This window comes from Vibrio sp. 10N.247.311.12 (assembly GCF_041467515.1).
Lineage (GTDB): Bacteria > Pseudomonadota > Gammaproteobacteria > Enterobacterales > Vibrionaceae > Vibrio > Vibrio crassostreae_C.
In genome coordinates this window covers 1-18,259 of sequence record NZ_JBFSUV010000020.1, presented here as the reverse complement: position 1 = coordinate 18,259, position 18,259 = coordinate 1, and the positions used below count along the sequence as shown (strand labels likewise).

Genomic DNA, 18,259 nt, shown 5'->3' with positions numbered 1-18,259 from the left:
AAACATAGGGTTATTTTCTGTCTTTATTTAAAAAAAACAAATAGAAAACGTTTTCTATAATGCGTTGGTTATCTGCTGTTCTTGGTTGGCTATGAATTCTTATTATTATACGTCTGAATGGGTGTCTGTATCGAAAAAGAGGGCGGTTGGCCAAACTGCAGGCAAAAAAATAGCCAATCGCAATAATCGCAATTGGCCTATATATTTTGTGAACAAGAATAGGTTCACTAACAACGTCAGTTGGCTAGGTGACCCTCGGCTTAAGAAGGGTCAATATATACATTGCAGTTAGTGTGCCAACTTTTAAAACCACGTAAAACGGCAGTTTTATAGCAATCTGGTGCGTATTTGAGCGTTTAATTTGCGTTTTTGAAATACCAAATTGCAAAATGCAATTGCGATTTGCAACTTTAGAGTGTTTATTCGTTTTTCGGGTTTGTGTTCTTTCTGGCGACGAATGGTGAAATAAACAAAAAGCCCGTGCGATCTAAGAGCGCACGGGCTTGGGTATTGTTTCACCAATAGGAAGTATTAGATGGAGTAGAAGAAGTACAGTTGAGACTTCATTCTAATGATGATCCCGCGTATTACGTCTAGGAACGCCATAAAGCTGATAGGCTTCTCACCGCTTACCCACGCTAATCCGACAGAGCCAACAGGAATATCGTAACCCTCTGCCTCATCAATTTTTAAACGAACAAAGTGGTGCTTGTTCTGAAGGTTTTTGCCTGTGGTAACACGAACCTGCTCATCGATACCCAGCAAACTTGCTTGCGCTTCACCAGTGGCTTCTACAATGCCTTCTACGGTTGCAGAGAACACTTTTCCTGGGTATACCGCTGTCGCAAATTCCGCAGGTTGACCGACCTTAATATTACGAATCGCTTGGTGGTTAACTCGCATCAGCACGTACTTCTCTTCGGTATACATCTGGATACGAGGCATCATTGAAACACGCTTAAATAGAGCCACTTTTAAACACTATTTGGATCCAGTTATGCAGCCTATCGATGTCGGTGATCTACAGTTAGACGAACAACACGGCACGCGTCAAACCGCCTTGTTCCACGCGATAAGAGAGAAGATCGTTCAAGATTTATGGAGCAAGGGCAGTAAGTTACCTTCAACACGTAAGTTGGCTGTCGAAATACGGTGATTTATGCGTACGAACAACTGGTTACTGAAGGCTATATCGAGAGTAAGCAAGGCTCAGGGTTTTATGTCTCGGTTGAACAACCAGAACACTTTCTAAGTTTGTCTAAGCCAAACAGTGTTCAGGATCCGAAGGTCAAACAAACAGTCAGTAAACCGAGTACAAACATAGCGACACCTAACGACAATAACCGCAGCTTTGCCCCAGGAGTTCCTGACTTAGATGCGTTCCCTTTTGCGAAATGGCAGAGGTTGCTGCAACGTCACTCTACACGTCAGAACATTGCGGGCAATCAAGAGGTTCAGGGAAGCTCAGCCTTGAGGGAAGCGTTGAGTGGGTATCTTGCAAGCAGTCGTTCCGTTCATTGTAATGCCGACAGAATCATCATCACCGCAGGTGCGCAGCAAGCCATCTCAATCGGATTAATGGCAACGTTAGCGATGGGCGACAAAATCCTCGTGGAGGAACCCGGTTATCGACAAGTACATAAAATTATCGATCTGTTGAGACTAGAGTTAGAAGGTGTAAGTGTGCGTGAAAAGGTGGGGTTGGATATTGAGAAAGTGTTGGCCAGTAATGCTAAGGCTCTGTATGTCACACCGAGTAACCAATACCCAATGGGCACGACTTTAAATACTGAGCAGCGCCTTAAACTGATCGATTGGGCCAATCAACATCAGTCATGGATCATTGAAGATGACTATGACAGTGAGTTCCAGTTTGCTCATCGCCCTTATACCTGCATGCAAGGGTTGGCGGGAAAGTTGGGGCTCGATGATCGCATCATCTATGTCGGCTCTCTGAGTAAGGTTATGTTCAATGGCCTTCGATTAGGGTACTTAGTGGTACCAGAAAGTCTGGTGGCGAAGTGTCTTGAGATCAAAGACGCGCTTACTGGAGACACGGCGTCCCACACACAGGAAGCTTTGGCGGATTTTGTTCGAGAAGGCGACTTGCTGCGTCATATTAGAAAGATGCGTCGGTCATACAAACTCAAGTATGAAGCCATGATAGAAGCGATTGAAAGCGAGTTTAACGGTGATCTTGAAGTGATCAGTCAGGCAGCAGGGCTACATGTGACCGTGAAGTGGTATCAAGGTATATCTGAGACTGAATGGAGTCATAGAGCTGAGCTTGAAAATATCATCATTCGTCCGTTTGATTTTTATGAATATGGATCAAGTGATGCTCGTGATTGGAGTGGGGTGGTGTTGGGGTTTGGAAATATCCGATTGGCTGACATAAAGCCGAAGATCAAACAGATCGCTCGGCTTTTTTATCAGTAATATTGGTAGGGCTTGTTTACCATTTTCTGATTCATCACGAATCGAGTTACAACTTGTCGATAGAGACGGTGGGTTTACCTTTACCTAGCCACTTCCGCCAAGGGAGTGACAATGTCACAAAAACAGTCACAGCATAGAGCATCGACCAACTTAAACAGATAAACACCAAGGTACAGATGACCAATGAAAGCATGGCTGTGTATCTAGATGCGCCTGTCAGTAATCGGCAAGCGGCTAACATTGCGAGCAGATAAACCAGAACAAAAATACCGTTGGCGAGCTTGAGAAAGAACTCAAGGTCTAAATTAGACAGCTCACCAATCACACACGAAATAAGCACGACAAAGCCAATTGCTAACGTTGGGTAGAGCGGTACGCCGCGGCTGTTCAGTTGAGCCATTCGACTTGCAGGGCTGTGTTGGCGGGCCTGAGCCCAGATCATCCGAGACAGGCTTTGTGTGTAAAGGTTTAGGCTGGCAAAGCAAGCAAAGAACCCCAGCACGCTGATGACGGTTTTGAAGCCATTACCAAACAGTTGTTCTGTTACCCAAGGGATGGATGCGGCATCGAATTCAGATGAACCGAAAGCACCCAGTTTAAGAATCACTACTGAACAAGCCCAATACACTAGCCCCGCAACAAAACAGCCTGCAATGATGGCGATTGGGAAGTCACGTTGTGGATTTTTGAATTCCTCTCCCATGTGAGCAAAAGCTTCTATTCCGACAAAGCACCAAAACATGACAGCCAAAGCAGCGCCGATAGACCACATTGAATTGGATGAGATGGCAGGAAGAGCAACATCGGTTGCCGTGATGTCGGCTTTCCAAACAAAAGCGCTGACTAAGGCAAAAATCGACAATGCGATCACGGTTTGCAGTCGGCCAGAAGATTTACTGCCCATCAAATTGACGGCAATAAGCAGGGCGACGGTAAAGGATTGAGCACCCAGAGGAGTGTCGAGAGGTGCGGGTAACAATTGTTGAGCAAAACCACCAGCCAGTGCAATGGCCGCTGGAATACCGACAGGAATAACACTCACAAACAACCACGCCACGCTTGTTTCTAATCGCTCGCTAAACGCCTGGCGCACAAAATAGGCCGTGCCACCTGCATTCGGGTAGCGTTTTCCTAATGCTGCGAAGGTCAGTGCAATCGGGCAAATAGCGATAAACAGGATTAACCAAGCAAGAAGAGACAACTGTCCTGCAATGCCTGCTGCGATCGCAGGGATCATAAATAATCCAGTGCCTAGCAAGGTCGTCGAGAGTTGTCCGATTCCTGAAATAAGCGTGATTTCTTGTTTGAGTTGTGTCATTCGCTCTCCTAGCTATTTGATTCTGGTCACGGTCTTCCAGTAACTTTCTTCTGGTGTGTGAGAAGTTATGATTGAGAGCATACATTGTTGACATCAATAATACAGCTAGCGAAACGTCGTAAGACACCGTCATTTTAACGGTATTAATCCGATTCAGTGTGAAAGTGTCGGCTGTCAGAATGGCTGTTATAAGTAGGAAAGTTGTGTCAAATTAGGCGTTATAAATAGAACAATAAATGAAAAGAATCAGAAGCATGGATAAATTTGATCGCCAGATTTTGGATATTCTCAAAACCAATGCACGATGCTCAGTGAGCGATATCGCCCGAGATGTCAGCCTCTCGCGCTCAGCGGTGAACGCCAGAATCAAGAAACTGGAAAGCGACAAAGTGATTACGGGCTACTGCGCTCAAGTGGCAGAACCCAACCAAACGAAGAATGTGTGCGCTTATATCTTGTTGAAGTTCGACATGTCGAGTAGTGACCATAGTTGTGAGTCTTACGCGAAACAAATCCAGAGTATTGATGAGGTGCAATGGTGCCACTCTATTAGCGGTGAGACAGATATGATGTTGTACGTGGAAGTGGAAAGCATGGAGAGCTTGAACCGAGTTCGCGATCAGCTGCAAAGTTACCCGGATCTTCGCCACTTAATGACTCATACGGTTTTGACCGAGTTTTTCAACAAACAGAATGCGACGGTGCATTCATGTTAGGCAATATCAACTTAAACCTACTGCGTTCACTGCATGTACTTCTTGAAGAGTGTCATGTGAGCCGTGCCGCCCAACGTTTGCATATCACACAATCCGCGGTGAGCCGTCAGCTCAGCCAGTTACGTGATTTGTGTGGCGACCCTTTGCTGGTCCGTGACGGCAACAAACTGGTGCCGACCAACCGTGCATTGCTACTCAAAGGTAAACTCGACGACCTGCTTGGCGAGTTTGACCACCTGTTAGATGATAAACCCTTCGAGCCGCAAGACTGGCAGGGTGAATTGGTGTTGTCTTCGAGTGATTATGTCGCTCAGTATATTCTTCCTGTGATTGTGGCAGAGGTGTCTGCTGAAGCGCCGAACATTAATTTGGCTTATCGATTGTGGCAGCCAAACTACCTTGAAGCACTGAACGAGTCTGGGATTCATTTGGCTTCCAGTATGTTTCCCACAAAGCCAGAACATGTCTCAAGTATCAAACTTGGTGAAGATAAGTCGGTGTGTTTGATGCGAAAGTCGCACCCGCTGGCTCAACAAGCGGTTTTGAGTGCAGAAGATATTGTTCACTACTCTCACATCAAAGTGACGGGTGGTGGAGATAAAGACAGTTACGCGGACATAGCATTGAAGAAGCAAGGGCTGAAGCGAAGAGTGGCTTTACAGGTTCCGTTCTTTTCATCTGCTGGTACTGTGTTATTGCAAGACGACTATCTGATGATCGTGCCAGAACATATCGCCTATAACCTAGGTCGACACCTCGATACTACCTACTTTTCGTTGCCATTTGATACGGAAATGCATACCTATTGGTTAATGTGGCATCCTAAATATGACAACGACTCTGCCCACAAATGGGCGCGAGAAAAAGCATTCCAAGCCATGCAAAAGTCGAGTTACAATATCAGTATGACTTGAAATCATAGGTGTGATGATAATCTTTGATTTCAAATAATACCTCCTGCGAATTATGGTAAGTGCCAAGTATTGAGTATTAAGCGTAGAGCGTTCAGCTGGAACGCTTTATTTTATTAGGAATGGAATGATGACAGTAACAATTTGGTTTTCTTTATTAGCGATTTGCTTGTTGGGTGCAATGTCTCCGGGCCCAAGCTTGGCGATGATCGCTAAACACAGTTTGGCTGGTGGCCGTATGAACGGGCTTATCGCAGCTTGGTCACACGCTGCTGGTATCGGTATTTATGCGTTCGCAACCATTGTTGGTTTAGCCGTTGTGCTTGAGCAATCCCCAATGTTATTTAAAGGTATTAGCTTAGCGGGGGCTGCTTATCTGCTTTATCTTGGCGTTAATGCGTTACGTTCGAAAGGTGGTGTTGCCGCGAAATTAGAAGCGGGTGAAAAGATGAGTTACATGCAGTCTGCTCGTGAGGCTTTCTTGATCTCTATCTTGAGCCCAAAGATCGCATTGTTCTTCATCGCTCTGTTTAGCCAATTTGTAGCGCTAGGTAATGAACTGACCAATCAAGTGATTATTGTCTCAACGCCGCTGATTGTCGACGGCCTTTGGTACACCTTTATCACCTTGGTACTGTCTAGCCCGTTGATTGTTGAACGTATTCGCTCGAAAGCTCAGTTGATTGATCGACTATCTGGCGTGGTGCTGATCCTGCTTGCTGTTCGCGTGGTGTGGACGATATAGCAGTAAACGATAAGAATAAGTAACTAGGGTCTGTTAACTTTTAGTGGTTAAATTTTGTTCGAGATAGAATCGTTTTAGGCGCGGCAAGGAGTATGTAGCCTAGTCATTCTAAGTTAATACTTCTTAACAAAGCATAAAACGATTCTAGCCGAACCCTTCGGGCAGCCTTTGTGGTTCATTTCTACTGCGTTATCGGCTTCTCATGTAGGCTAGCTACACTTCAAAGCCTCTGCCTTGTAGAAATTTCCCACAAAGTGCTGCAAAAATCAGCTCTAAAGGTCAACAGACCCTAGACGTTCACCAGAAACGACACTCATTAAAAAAGGCTCACTAGACGTTATCTAGTGAGCCTTTTTGATTTCTCTGGATTAGCTTTTGGAAGACTTGAGCTTATTAGCCTTCAGAGTTCAGTACGGCATCTAGCTTCGCCATCGAGTCTGAGAAGTAGGGGTTGTAGGTCAAACGCGCATGGTTCTTCCCTTCTTCACGATAGCCCCAAGCTGAGTACCAAACCTCACTGGTTGCATTGCATTGTTCTTCAAACCCTTCTGCCTGACCATTGGAGCAAATCTTCTCGCTACCATTGATTCCGTAATAAGGGTTGTTTGGTGAGAACAGTAAGCCCATGTGAGAGCCGTTCGAGATGCGTTGCTCTGGGATCTTCATGCTGTACTGAACAGCGCGAGGATCCTCGAGAGTCGTCTCTCCTTGCCAAACCAACACATTGTTTGGATTCGGCATAGATTCAGTAAAGGCTTGCTGAACGTAGTTGGTGTCAATCACGCTGTCGCCTTCACTCATCATAATAAAAACTGGTTTATCGAAGTGTTTATCTTGTAAGTCACCACGTACGACTTCTGATGTCTCGTAGTAAACCGATGCACCATTCATTGGCAACGAGTTGTAACGCAACACATTGTCTTCAGGATCTTGATCCGCCCAAGTGACAAAGTAGCTTGCTAGTCCCGCGTATTGAACGGCAGACGAGCTCGGTTGAAACGCAGGTGAGAACAGCAGTAACCCAGAGATCTTTGGATCGTTCATCGCCTGTGAAGTCACGAGGTTCGCGCCGGTTGAATAGCCGCCTAGCCAAACAGAATCATACTCTTGCTCAAGTAACTTCGTATGATGAGCCACCACACCTTGCCAATCTTCTAGGCTCGGCTGCATTAAATCACCCACGCGACTGCCGTGACCCGGAAGTAATACGGTTCTCACTAAGTAACCTTGCTCTGCCAAATGGGTAGCGATGTCTTTAAATGAGTAAGGTGAGTCGCCTAATCCATGAACCAATAATACCGCCTTGCCGTTTGGCGAGGTTGGTTGATACTCGGTTGGTGAATTGAGTTGGATCTCGAGTTGCTTGTCTTCCGTCATGAACACGCGGTTTTTCAATAACCAATCTTGTGTGTCATTGACGTAGGCATCAAAGCTGTCTTGCTGATAGCTAGGCAAGTCTGGAGATGTTTCGTAAGCGGGTATCGGTGTCTCGTTGGAACAACCAACGAGACTTAAAGTCGTTAAGGCCAGCAGTGCTAGGAGGGGCTTTCTTTGCATTATGTAATCTTGTCTCTGTTGTGCTTTCACTATGTCTGAAACTAAAGTTTAGGTTACTTTTTGCTTGAAAGGTCTTCGTATTCACCTTCAATAACACCGGCATCATTGGTTGATGACTGACGAGTGTTCATATGAGCTGCGAAACCTTGTTTCTTCATTTGATTCTGAATGCGCTTGCCAGTAATTAAAGCTGCAATAGCTAAAGGAATAGCAAGGATCAAGCTTGTGAATAACGCCAAAAGGCCAGTAAACAATGCAACAATCGTAACTAATATATTTTTCATATTCATTCCTCTTTTTCTATGTTGTTACTTTATCGCTTCTATTCTGAACGAAACATGAACGCCGTTAATAAATCTCTGAGAGTCACTATGACACGGATGTGTGCTGTTAGGGAGTTTATATGTAGTCATAATCACGCACTAAAAACATGGAATAAAACTAAGTTTAATAAAATCAATATGTTAAAAGTTGGCACGCTTGATGCTCTATAGGGGTTGGAATAAGTCACTGTAAGCAAAGTACTTACAGTTAATAAAAATTACTGGAGCCCTTATATGTTCTGTATTCAATGTGAACAAACAATTCAAACCCCAACCGTAAAAGGCTGTTCTTTCGCACAAGGCATGTGTGGAAAAACGTCTGAAGTATCCGACCTTCAAGACGTGTTGGTGCATTCTCTTCAAGGTGTTTCTTTTTGGGCCAATTTGGGCCGTGCGTGTGATGTTATTGATACTGAAATCGACGAGTGGGCGCCAAAAGCGTTTTTCGCAACATTAACCAACGTTAACTTCGACCCTGCTCGTATCATTGAATTTGCACAGCAATCTCATGAATTTAAGCAGCGCTTAGAACAACAGGTTCGTGCGGCAGCGACATTGATTGGTTTTGAGATCCCAGCGCTTTCTGCTGCTGCTCAATTCGACCTTCCAACGGACTCTTCAGAGCTATTGGCGCTTGCCCCTCAAGCGGCGGTAAACCGTGGTCACGACTCTCAACACGAAGATGTGATTGGTCTTCGCCTTCTTTGCCTATACGGTCTAAAAGGTGCAGCAGCTTACATGGAGCACGCACGTGTTCTTGGTCAAACTGATAATACTATTTTCGCTGAATACCATGAAATCATGGCGTTCCTAGGTACAGATCCATCAGACCTAAAACAACTGTTAGATACGTCTATGCAGATCGGCTTAATGAACTACAAGGTCATGGAAATGTTGGATAAAGGCGAGACAGATACCTTCGGTCACCCTCAACCAACAACCGTGAATGTGAAGACGAAGCGAGGTCACTGTATCCTTGTTTCTGGTCACGACCTGCATGATCTAGAAAAGATCCTTCAACAAACGGAAGGCAAGGGCATTAACGTTTACACCAACGGTGAGATGCTACCTGCACACGGCTACCCTGAACTAAACAAGTACCCACACCTTGCGGGTAACTACGGCAGCGCTTGGCAGAACCAGCAAAAAGAATTTGCGAACTTCCCAGGTGCGATCGTAATGACATCTAACTGTCTGCTTAACCCAGATGTGGGCTCGTACGCTGACCGCCTATTTACGCGTAGCATCGTAGGCTGGCCGGGTGTTGCTCACCTTGAAGGTGACGATTTCAGTGCAGTGATCGATTGTGCTCTTGCGCAAGAAGGCTTTAAGCATGACGAGATCGAGCAAATGATCACTGTCGGTTTTGGTCGTAACGCCTTGATGGAAGCAGCGCCTGCGGTTGTTGAACAAGTGAAAGAAGGCAACATCAAACACTTCTTCCTAGTGGGTGGTTGTGACGGCGACAAATCTGAACGTAGCTACTACACAGATTTCACAGCTCAAGCGCCAGAAGATTCAGTAATCCTGACATTGGCATGTGGTAAATTCCGTTTCAACAAAAACCAATTCGGCGACATTAACGGTATTCCACGTCTGCTCGATGTTGGCCAATGTAACGATGCATACTCAGCGATTCAGCTTGCTCTTGCGCTGTCTCAAGAGTTTGATTGTGGCATCAACGAACTACCACTAACACTTGTTCTTTCTTGGTTCGAGCAAAAAGCGATCGTTATCCTGCTTACTCTGTTCGCACTGGGTGTGAAAGGTATCTACACAGGCCCAACAGCGCCTGCATTCCTAACTGAAAACCTACTAAAGATTATTCAAGACGAGTTCGATATGCGTTCTATCTCAACGCCAGAGCAAGATCTTAAAACAATCTTAGCGGCTTAATCTAAGCCCACTCCCAAGCCCCGTTGTTGCTGTTCTCTAGGAACGTGCAGCGGCGGGGCTTTTTAGATTTAATTCTTTAGTATCAGTGAGGTGTGTGAACTATGTATGCATGGTCGGATAGCGATTCAATCAATTTAGTGTGTTTAAAGAAATGGCACGAGACGCCAGATACGGTCAGCTTTGAGCTTGGCAGTATTCCACAAGATTTACATTTCAATTTTAAGCCCGGTCAGTTCATCACCTTGGGTTTAGATATGCCGACGAAAACGGATTACCGTGCTTATTCCGTGGCTTCTTGCCCCGAAGATAACCGCCTGAAGTTGACGGTCAAGCGTGTGGAAGGTGGCTTGGTTTCGAACTTTATTGTTGATGAGCTTGATGAAGGTGACGAGGTTTCTGTGTTGAAGCCGGCAGGCTCGTTTAACTGTATTGATTGCATGCCAACGGCAACAAAGAAAGTAACGCTAGTGAGTGCGGGCTGTGGCATTACACCCGTAATGGCGATGGTAAAATATTGGCTGTCTCAAGACAGTGACATTGAGATTGATTTCGTCCACATGGCACGCAACAAGCTTGAGACTATCTACTTTCAAGAACTTCATCAGCTCGATGAATCACATGCGAATTTCAACTTAAAACTGCTGTTAAAAGACAACGAAGGAACAACCGCCCCTCAAGGTCGTTTAGATAAAAACTGGTTGGTGAAACTGAGCCCAGATATCTTAGATAGAACGGTTTACCTGTGTGGGCCTGTCGGCTTCATGCAAGATATTGAGAGTTATCTGAAAGAGCTTGAGTTCAACATGGATAACTTCTATCAAGAAAGCTTTACTCCTGCTACTCAGGATGCTCAATCAGAAGCGTCAAACGCTGAAATTGCTGACGATACGAATAGTGCTGTTAAGGTATTTGTGCCTGCGTTCGGCGCTGAAGTTGAAGCGGAAACTGGCACACCATTGGCGGATTCATTAGAAAAAGCAGGCGTTCCAATTATTATCGCTTGTCGTAGTGGGATTTGTGGTTCGTGTAAATGCAAAGTGACCAAAGGATCTGTGGAATCAAGCAGCCAAGAAACATTGACGCCAGAGCAGATTGAACAGGGCTACGTGCTTGCATGTTCAAGCTCGATTCAGTCAGATGTTGAGGTTGAGTTATAACAGACGTAAAGCTGTGCAAGAGTGATGAAGACAAGATCTTATTATAGCGATAAAAGTTAGGGCGCTAGATGTAAAAAGGCCACCTAGATCAGTTAGAGAGAGCAGATCTAAGTGGCAACCCTCTTGTTTATACGGGGGAGTAAAACAAAAGGGGTTGCGAAGTCCATACAGACTTCGCAGATATAGTTATTATGTTGTGGAGCTTGTTGCGATGGACGTATCTACAAGAGCGAAGTTAATTAAACTTCTGGGTATGTCTTGTAGCGTACACCCATCATCTGTTCCATACAGTGAACAACTTGGCAGCTGTAGCCAAACTCGTTATCGTACCAAATGTACAGCACGGCACGGTTGTCTTGTGCGATAGTCGCCACACCGTCAACCACACCTGGGTGACGAGAGCCAACCAAGTCGGTAGATACAATCTCAGTCGAGTCTGTGTAATCAATTTGTGCAGACAAAGCAGAAGACAGCGCCATTTCACGCAGGTACTCGTTCAACTCTTCTTTGTTTGTGCCTTTCTCAAGGTTTAGGTTCGCAACTGCCATTGAAACGTTTGGCGTAGGAACGCGAATCGCATTACCTGTTAGCTTACCTTCCATTTCCGGCATCGCTTTTGATACTGCTTTAGCAGCGCCAGTCGATGTCAGTACCATGTTCAATGATGCAGCACGACCACGACGATCCCCCGAGTGGAAGTTATCGATTAGGTTTTGATCATTGGTAAATGAGTGCACCGTTTCGATGTGACCAGACAGCACGCCAAACTTGTCGTGAACCGCTTTCAATACTGGCGTGATTGCGTTAGTAGTACAGCTTGCTGCAGAGATGATGGTGTCTTCTGGCTGAATAACATTTTCATTCACACCAAATACCACGTTCTTGATGTCGCCTTTACCAGGTGCAGTCAGTAGCACTTTCTTCGCACCGTTACACGCAACGTGTTGGCTCAGGCCTTCCGCGTCACGCCATACGCCTGTGTTATCAACCACAAGTGCATTTTCAACACCGTAAGCCGTGTAATCCACTTCTTCTGGTTTGTTTGCGTAGATAACTTGGATGAAGTTACCGTTAACGATGATCGCTTTGCGTTCTTGGTCTACAACAATGCTGCCGTTGAATTGGCCGTGTACAGAGTCACGACGAAGCAGGCTTGCACGTTTTTCTAGGTCGCCATCTTTGCCGCCGCGTACAACGATTGCACGTAAACGCAGTGGGTAACCCGGGCCACTTTTCTCGATCAACAGACGAGTTAGCAGTCGGCCAATACGACCAAAACCGTACAATACAACGTCACGAGGTTCTGTCATTGCATCGCCTTCAAGCGATTCGATAAGTGCAGTTTGTAGGAAATCATCCAACCCGTGTGTGTCTTCGCGATCTTGCCAGAATGAATGCGCAAGGCGACCAACATCAATACGACATGGAGATAAGTCCATAGAGAGAAGGTGTTGAATGATAGGTTGAGTCTGTTCTGCTGTAAGAGGAGAACCCGTGTAACGTTTTGCGATGCGGTGAGCTTTGATGATGTCGATAGTTGTCGCGTTAACTAAGGTCTTACCAAAGAGGATAACTTCTACGCCTTTTTGACGGTATAACTGACCTAAAGTTGGAGCGATGGATTCAGCAATGGTTTGACTAGTTTGCCAATCTAGGAGGTGCTTTTCGGGACTCATCTTTACTCGGGACCTTTCACGTTAAGTTTCTGCATTCATGGCGGATGTAGGGAAGCCAATCAGCATAGGGGATTTGAGGCATCAGTCTGTGGTCTTTATTGCCACTTAAATGTGCTGATATACCTTGTGTGTAACTTGTGATTTTTATGTGGCAGGATTGTAAGGTACGACGGGTTATTCTGCTAGGAAAAATAAATGCAGACAAAATATCTTTAAATTGCCTTGATATTAGCAATAAATCAAGATTTGAACGTCGATAAAGACTATTGACTTTAACAATCTGTAGCACTTATTTTTCGTCAAAAAATACTCAATTCAAAAGATAATATGTAATGCAGGTCATAATGAACAATAAAGGTGTGATCGCTAACTCAAGTTACACGTAAACAGTAAACGATAAATAAGGGAATTAACGAGTATTGATGTTTGACCTTTGAATAAGCCTAGCTTGAGTGTGAAAAGTGCATCACGCAAACGATTGGATGTCACAATTTTAACCTAACTATCCACTTTGTTAGCACGCAGAGTCATTATTCACAGTCTAGTTGAGCCGCAGAATGTGGATGTGTACTTGTTATGCCGGTGATAATAACTGGAGAAAACGTCTTTTGTTTACATTTTGCTCACTAAAACCTCGCTTGCTTACATCTCATTTGTAGAAACCTCCTCGAGTAGACCTCTCTCACGTAACGTTCACTTGTCTAAAATCGGCTTGTCTCAATCTCACTTAGTAAAGCAGACTCATCCGCTTTAAAGCCCTGTTTTGGATGCCTGTTGATTCTAATTTTTCGTTCTGGGCTCAGAGTATCATTTGTTCATATCCAATTTGATCAATAACCCCCTGTTAATGTCCTATTCTTAATTTGGGCTAGGTAAATTACTTTCGGGAAGGGAGTTGTTATAAAAATGATAAATATGTCAATTAGATGGCGTCTTATTTTTCTTTCCACGGTTTCTGTACTCATTATGTTCGGGTTTACAGTGAATGAAGTGCTTAAGAACGATGAGAAGATGAATCACCTTGAAACAACGCGTATTAAGGTCGAAGCGCTTCAATTTTTTAATACGGTTTCAAGTGATGCTTATCGATGGTTGGTGCTGTCTAATGATTCCCCTGAGAAAGGTCAGTTGCTTTTAACACTGCAATCAGAACTGGATAGACTGACTCAGTATGGAATGCGACTTCAACGGTTCGACAGCAATTGGAGTATTGACCCTCAGTTAGCTGAATTGAAAAAGTTGTTGATGATCCTAGCTAGTACACCTGAAACGACAGACAGCAGAAAATTGACAGAGCGCGCTTTCGACTTGTTAAAAGACGTGCTGATGGAGCTGTCCGAATATCGCATGGCTTTAGTCGATGGCAATATTGGTCAAGCGGAAGCGATGTTTATCAATCTTACGCATTATGTGTTTTGGACTCAGAGAGAAGCGTGGTTAAGCTTCAGTTTGTATCGCTCGCCCGAGCTAAGAAATCAATATTTATTGAGCTATGTAGGTGCGCTAGAGAGGCAGCAACAGTTGCTTGATACATTTTTCCGTTCGGATACGCGTTCTCCAAACATTAGACAGTTGCTAAACGCTGTCGCCAAAGATGAATTCCAAGACAAATTTACATCTCGAATCCTCAAAGGGGACTTTTCATCACCCGAAATATATCAACACTTGAAAAGCTTAGAGGTTAAAAAACGGGCTATTTCAAACGCGATTGGCGCTTACACCAATCAAATACAGTTTGAACTGACCAAGAATATCGCGTTGCAGAAAAGGCAAACCTTGGTCATGACGTTGCTTATACTCATCGCTTCTGGTGTTTTGATGTGGCTTGGGGTTGCGACATCTCTGCGCTTAAACAGAAACCTGTCGATTATCTTGAAAGGTGTGTCGGAATGCGCTGATAGCTACGGCCAGCCAAAGGTGATTCGTATCCAAGGGAACGATGAGCTTGCCGAGTTCACTGAAACCCTAAATCGAGTGATGGAACGCAACTATCTGCACAACAAAGAGTTGATAACAGCAAAAGAAGACGCGATTTCGGCTAACAAAGCCAAAAGCGCATTCTTAGCAAATATGTCACATGAAATACGCACGCCACTTAACGGGATCATTGGCATGGCTGAGATCTTATCTCAAAGCCAACTGAGCCCAAATCAACAAGAAGTACTGGGGGATATCGAATCGTCCTCTCACTCTTTACTGGTGCTGCTGAATGACATACTCGACCTGTCTAAAATCGAGTCGGGTAACTTGATGTTGTCACCACACAATGCTGATTTGCGAGAAGCGGTTTATGACTCTGTGAGTGTGATTCAGTCGAAAGCGATAAGTAAGGATATTGAGCTCGACATCAATATCGATTATCAAACGCCGTCACAACTGTTTTTCGATGAGTACCGCGTGAGACAGGTGCTGACCAATCTGCTTTCTAATGCCATCAAATTTACGTCTAAGGGCACAATTACAACTGACATTGCTTATACACCTATGTCTATGGGCAGGGGCAAGCTTGAATGCAGCGTGTCTGATACCGGGATTGGGATTGAGCCCGAGAAGTTAGAGTCCATATTTGAACCTTTCACTCAAGAAGATGGCAGCATTACCCGTCAATTTGGCGGTACGGGGTTAGGGCTTGCGATTTGTCGACAGCTTGTTGATTTGATGGGTGGTTACATTACCGCGCGTTCAGTGAAAGGAGAGGGCTCTACATTCACTTTTTGTTTGTATGTCGATGTTGTAGAAGCGCCTGTTCAAACTTTCGATAACCTGAGCCGAGCGACCATCATCTCGAACTCTTTCAATTACCTCGATCAGCTCGTTAAAGAGTGTGAGCGTTTGAATGTTCGAGCCAATGTGGTGTCATCCATTGCTGCCCTTAGTGAAAGTGTAAAAGAAAGTGACTTCATACTTTATTGTCATACCTTGCACCACTCTATGGAAAAAGATCTTGCGACGTTGAAGGTGATATATCCTCTTGCTCGCGTCATCGTTTGTCAGCATCACCTATTTAAAACCAACCTAATCAGAGAAACGGTCCACTCGACTCATACCTTGCCATTCTTGGGCCGACGTTTCTTAACCAGCTTACAATCTCTCGATGTGGGCGAAGAGCAAACGCCTCAAGTGGAAGCAAAAGATGAAGAAGTTCGCTCTCTGAATCGACGCATTTTGATCGTTGAAGACAATCTGATGAATCAAAAAATAGCGAGCTTCTTCCTTGAGCAAGCGGGTTATGAATATTTGATTGCCAGTAATGGCCAAGAAGCGGTGGATGTGATCACCCAGGGTGCTCAGTTTGATGCAGTCTTAATGGACTGCATGATGCCTGTTATGGATGGCATAACGGCGACTCGTGCGATACGTCAGTGGGAAGCCGATCAACAAGTCACACCATTACCCATCATAGCTTTAACCGCCAGTGTTCTAGAAGAAGACATCAAAGATTGTTTTGAAGCCGGTATGAACGCCTACTTACCTAAACCCTATAAATCTCACCAGCTGTACGATCTTTTCAGTAGCCTTGATATTGTCTAGGGCTCCCGTATCCAAGGCTAGCGCGGCGCTACTTAACGAACTTCCAATCCAAGGTTGTATTGTGCAAGGCAACGACCGACATAGCTGATGTTCAGCAAGGCTGCGACTAAGATGGTGCTGATGTGGGCGACGATTTGAATTGGCAGTGAGAAGTGATCGGCCATTGGATAAGCAACAATAATACTGAGAAGCATAAGCAAGGTTGTGATAGCTAGACTGAAGTTTGAAACAGAAAGCAGAGTTTGAAAGCGTTGAGTCATCGTCTTCATATTGAATTCCTAATTGCTATTAATAATCATGATACTTGTTATTAACATCAATTAGCGTTCCAGTTTTAATTTACATTTAAATCATAATCTTATGTAATTTCACTTGTTTTTAGAGTCTAAGTGACACGTGCGAATTTCAGGTCTTTATGACTTGATCGTGTTTCTTTACCATTGTCTAAACCCACAAGTATCGATGTGGAATCGAACACCTGAATATAAACCAAGCCCAACATTATTTTTTTGCCCGAATTCCGAATGAATCTTTTTAAGTTTCACGTGTAGATCTTCGCGAGTAATGTCATTTGCAGGCACTAGGTCTAAGGCACAAAACTCTAAGTGCTTACTTCGCAGTGCACCACCAGCTTGTTGATTGTAGATATCGGTTCGCTCTCCAGATACTGGTATAACAACACCGATTTCAGGCTCAATATATTGTTGTATGTACTTCAGGGTATTGATCATGTTTGGCACATGTTTCTTATTTGGGAGGGTAAACAAGGTTGTATTACTCATTGCCCAATCCGTCCCTTGCAATAGAACGAGATGCAGAGGCATGCTCTGAGTAACGCCATTGTCCTTGAGTTGTTGTCCGATTGCTTTGACTTGGTCTTGAGCGTGGTTGAGGAGCATCCAACCTCGAAATGCTGAGCGGGTTGGAACCTTATAGCCATGAACATCGACCACGAGATCGTCATAAGTGATTTCTGTCTCTTCGGTATAAAGCTTCTCAAACTCTTCAGGGTAGGGTTGTGCAGTTGATAGCGCTAAGGTTATCAGAATACTTGCGTACATAAGGTCTCTCCATAGCTGATGTTCACTCGTTATTTTGTTTCATACTGCTGTTGAGTTTTATATCGTTACTTACGTACGCTTAAGTATAGACACTAGAATTTAGGCACAAAAAAACCCACTACAAAGAATGGGTTATTAACATTATTACAAGTTAATCAACGAGGTTAGATTACTTCTTACCCTGGATTTGCTTGTCTTCTTCTGTTAGTTCACGAATGCGGCGGCTGATGTCGCGACGAGCTTTAGAGATCTCTGCACTCTTGATGATGTGATCGTCAACACGGTCTTCGTAGTCAGCCTTCATGTTTTTGATAATGCCTAGGATCTCGTCGTGAGTCATCTCTGGCTTGATGTAATCAAGTAGGTTATCAAGAAGGTCGACACGCTTACGGTTGTCACGAACTTTCTTTTCGTTGTCTAAAAGTTCACGCTTAAGTTTGTTCTTACGTCGTGCTTGGCTAACAATTTCAAATACGCTGCTCATAGATTCCTTTTCCTAATCTTCAAATACATTGTCTGGATCTGATTAAAGCACATCAATTGATGATGTAACAGTCTTTAGATCAAAGCAAAAGTAAGGTTGTTTAATTATTCGTCACTCTCGCTGATGTGTGATTGTTTTTATCTCACCGATCAAGTTAGTATCCCATGTAGATACTGCATTGATACGAAATGTGAAATGAATCAACAACAATTAGAAACCGAAGAATTGGACGATAACGTCACTGAATCTTCAGCAGAACAAAACAAGCTTCGTGATGCGTATGTACAAGAGCGTACTTATTTGGAAGTCGTGGAAATAGAGCTAAACCGTTCTAAGATCATAATGATTGATGAGCAAGGCAGAAAGAAACGAGTACCGATTTTGTCTGAACACTAGGGCGTGTTGATCTTTCGTGAGTGTTTTTTGAACAGCATGGTAAAGAGTT

At 44.3% G+C, this 18,259-nt stretch carries 14 protein-coding genes and 2 pseudogenes; 8 read left to right on the top strand and 8 right to left on the bottom strand.

What is annotated here, in order from left to right; all coding sequences use genetic code 11:
• Positions 1 to 531: 531 nt before the first annotated feature.
• Positions 532 to 960, bottom strand: a pseudogene (locus AB6E30_RS10665) (HlyD family secretion protein); the annotation flags it as partial.
• A gap of 37 nt (positions 961 to 997) precedes the next feature.
• On the opposite strand from AB6E30_RS10665, the pseudogene AB6E30_RS10660 reads away from it, so the two are divergent.
• Positions 998 to 2,439, top strand: a pseudogene (locus AB6E30_RS10660) (PLP-dependent aminotransferase family protein).
• A 46-nt stretch (positions 2,440 to 2,485) separates the two neighbouring features.
• Here the strand turns inward: AB6E30_RS10660 and yjeH are convergent.
• Positions 2,486 to 3,757 (bottom strand): L-methionine/branched-chain amino acid transporter, encoded by a 1,272-nt coding sequence (yjeH, locus tag AB6E30_RS10655; RefSeq protein ID WP_017061782.1) that lies wholly within the window; start codon positions 3,755 to 3,757, stop codon positions 2,486 to 2,488.
• A gap of 254 nt (positions 3,758 to 4,011) precedes the next feature.
• Between yjeH and AB6E30_RS10650 the strand changes: the two genes are divergently transcribed.
• From AB6E30_RS10650 to AB6E30_RS10640, 3 genes are all read left to right on the top strand, one after another.
• Positions 4,012 to 4,473 carry an Lrp/AsnC family transcriptional regulator gene (locus tag AB6E30_RS10650; protein ID WP_017061781.1) on the top strand — a complete coding sequence of 154 codons (462 nt, stop codon included), beginning with the start codon at positions 4,012 to 4,014 and terminating at the stop codon, positions 4,471 to 4,473.
• Positions 4,467 to 5,387, top strand: coding sequence for a LysR family transcriptional regulator (locus AB6E30_RS10645; RefSeq protein WP_017061780.1), 921 nt, complete (start codon positions 4,467 to 4,469; stop codon positions 5,385 to 5,387). The genes AB6E30_RS10650 and AB6E30_RS10645 overlap by 7 nt, the downstream gene beginning before the upstream one ends.
• A gap of 127 nt (positions 5,388 to 5,514) precedes the next feature.
• Positions 5,515 to 6,129, top strand: coding sequence for a LysE family translocator (locus tag AB6E30_RS10640; protein WP_017061779.1), 615 nt, complete (start codon positions 5,515 to 5,517; stop codon positions 6,127 to 6,129).
• Positions 6,130 to 6,522: 393 nt separating this feature from the next.
• On the opposite strand, the gene AB6E30_RS10635 is transcribed toward AB6E30_RS10640, so the two are convergent.
• Both AB6E30_RS10635 and AB6E30_RS10630 read right to left on the bottom strand, forming a co-directional pair.
• The gene (locus AB6E30_RS10635) at positions 6,523 to 7,686 is read right to left on the bottom strand and encodes a carboxylesterase (RefSeq protein WP_017061778.1); all 1,164 of its coding nucleotides are present in this window, start codon (positions 7,684 to 7,686) and stop codon (positions 6,523 to 6,525) included.
• A gap of 53 nt (positions 7,687 to 7,739) precedes the next feature.
• Positions 7,740 to 7,970: a hypothetical protein gene (locus AB6E30_RS10630; protein ID WP_017061777.1), complete on the bottom strand. Its 231-nt coding sequence runs from the start codon at positions 7,968 to 7,970 to the stop codon at positions 7,740 to 7,742.
• A gap of 273 nt (positions 7,971 to 8,243) precedes the next feature.
• Here AB6E30_RS10630 and hcp point away from each other — a divergent pair, with 273 nt between their 5' ends.
• Together hcp and AB6E30_RS10620 are read left to right on the top strand one after the other, a co-directional pair.
• Complete coding sequence (hcp, locus tag AB6E30_RS10625) at positions 8,244 to 9,905, top strand: hydroxylamine reductase (protein ID WP_372103541.1); 1,662 nt, start codon at positions 8,244 to 8,246, stop codon at positions 9,903 to 9,905.
• Between the two features lie 101 nt (positions 9,906 to 10,006).
• Positions 10,007 to 11,062 carry a 2Fe-2S iron-sulfur cluster-binding protein gene (locus AB6E30_RS10620; protein WP_371720947.1) on the top strand — a complete coding sequence of 352 codons (1,056 nt, stop codon included), beginning with the start codon at positions 10,007 to 10,009 and terminating at the stop codon, positions 11,060 to 11,062.
• Between the two features lie 239 nt (positions 11,063 to 11,301).
• On the opposite strand, the gene AB6E30_RS10615 is transcribed toward AB6E30_RS10620, so the two are convergent.
• Complete coding sequence (locus AB6E30_RS10615; protein WP_017068649.1) at positions 11,302 to 12,738, bottom strand: glyceraldehyde-3-phosphate dehydrogenase; 1,437 nt, start codon at positions 12,736 to 12,738, stop codon at positions 11,302 to 11,304.
• 966 nt (positions 12,739 to 13,704) lie between these two features.
• Here AB6E30_RS10615 and AB6E30_RS10610 point away from each other — a divergent pair.
• The gene (locus AB6E30_RS10610) at positions 13,705 to 16,269 is read left to right on the top strand and encodes an ATP-binding protein (protein ID WP_372103600.1); all 2,565 of its coding nucleotides are present in this window, start codon (positions 13,705 to 13,707) and stop codon (positions 16,267 to 16,269) included.
• Positions 16,270 to 16,301: 32 nt separating this feature from the next.
• Here the strand turns inward: AB6E30_RS10610 and AB6E30_RS10605 are convergent, their stop codons facing one another.
• The 3 genes from AB6E30_RS10605 to AB6E30_RS10595 form a co-directional block, all read right to left on the bottom strand.
• Positions 16,302 to 16,538, bottom strand: coding sequence for a hypothetical protein (locus AB6E30_RS10605; RefSeq protein ID WP_017061772.1), 237 nt, complete (start codon positions 16,536 to 16,538; stop codon positions 16,302 to 16,304).
• 165 nt (positions 16,539 to 16,703) lie between these two features.
• Positions 16,704 to 17,330 carry a D-Ala-D-Ala carboxypeptidase family metallohydrolase gene (locus AB6E30_RS10600; protein ID WP_372103538.1) on the bottom strand — a complete coding sequence of 209 codons (627 nt, stop codon included), beginning with the start codon at positions 17,328 to 17,330 and terminating at the stop codon, positions 16,704 to 16,706.
• A 169-nt stretch (positions 17,331 to 17,499) separates the two neighbouring features.
• Entirely contained in the window at positions 17,500 to 17,814 is a 315-nt protein-coding gene (locus AB6E30_RS10595; RefSeq protein ID WP_060981617.1) for a DUF496 family protein, read from the bottom strand.
• 195 nt (positions 17,815 to 18,009) lie between these two features.
• Here AB6E30_RS10595 and AB6E30_RS10590 point away from each other — a divergent pair, with 195 nt between their 5' ends.
• Complete coding sequence (locus AB6E30_RS10590) at positions 18,010 to 18,210, top strand: hypothetical protein (RefSeq protein WP_017630496.1); 201 nt, start codon at positions 18,010 to 18,012, stop codon at positions 18,208 to 18,210.
• Positions 18,211 to 18,259 lie beyond the last annotated feature (49 nt).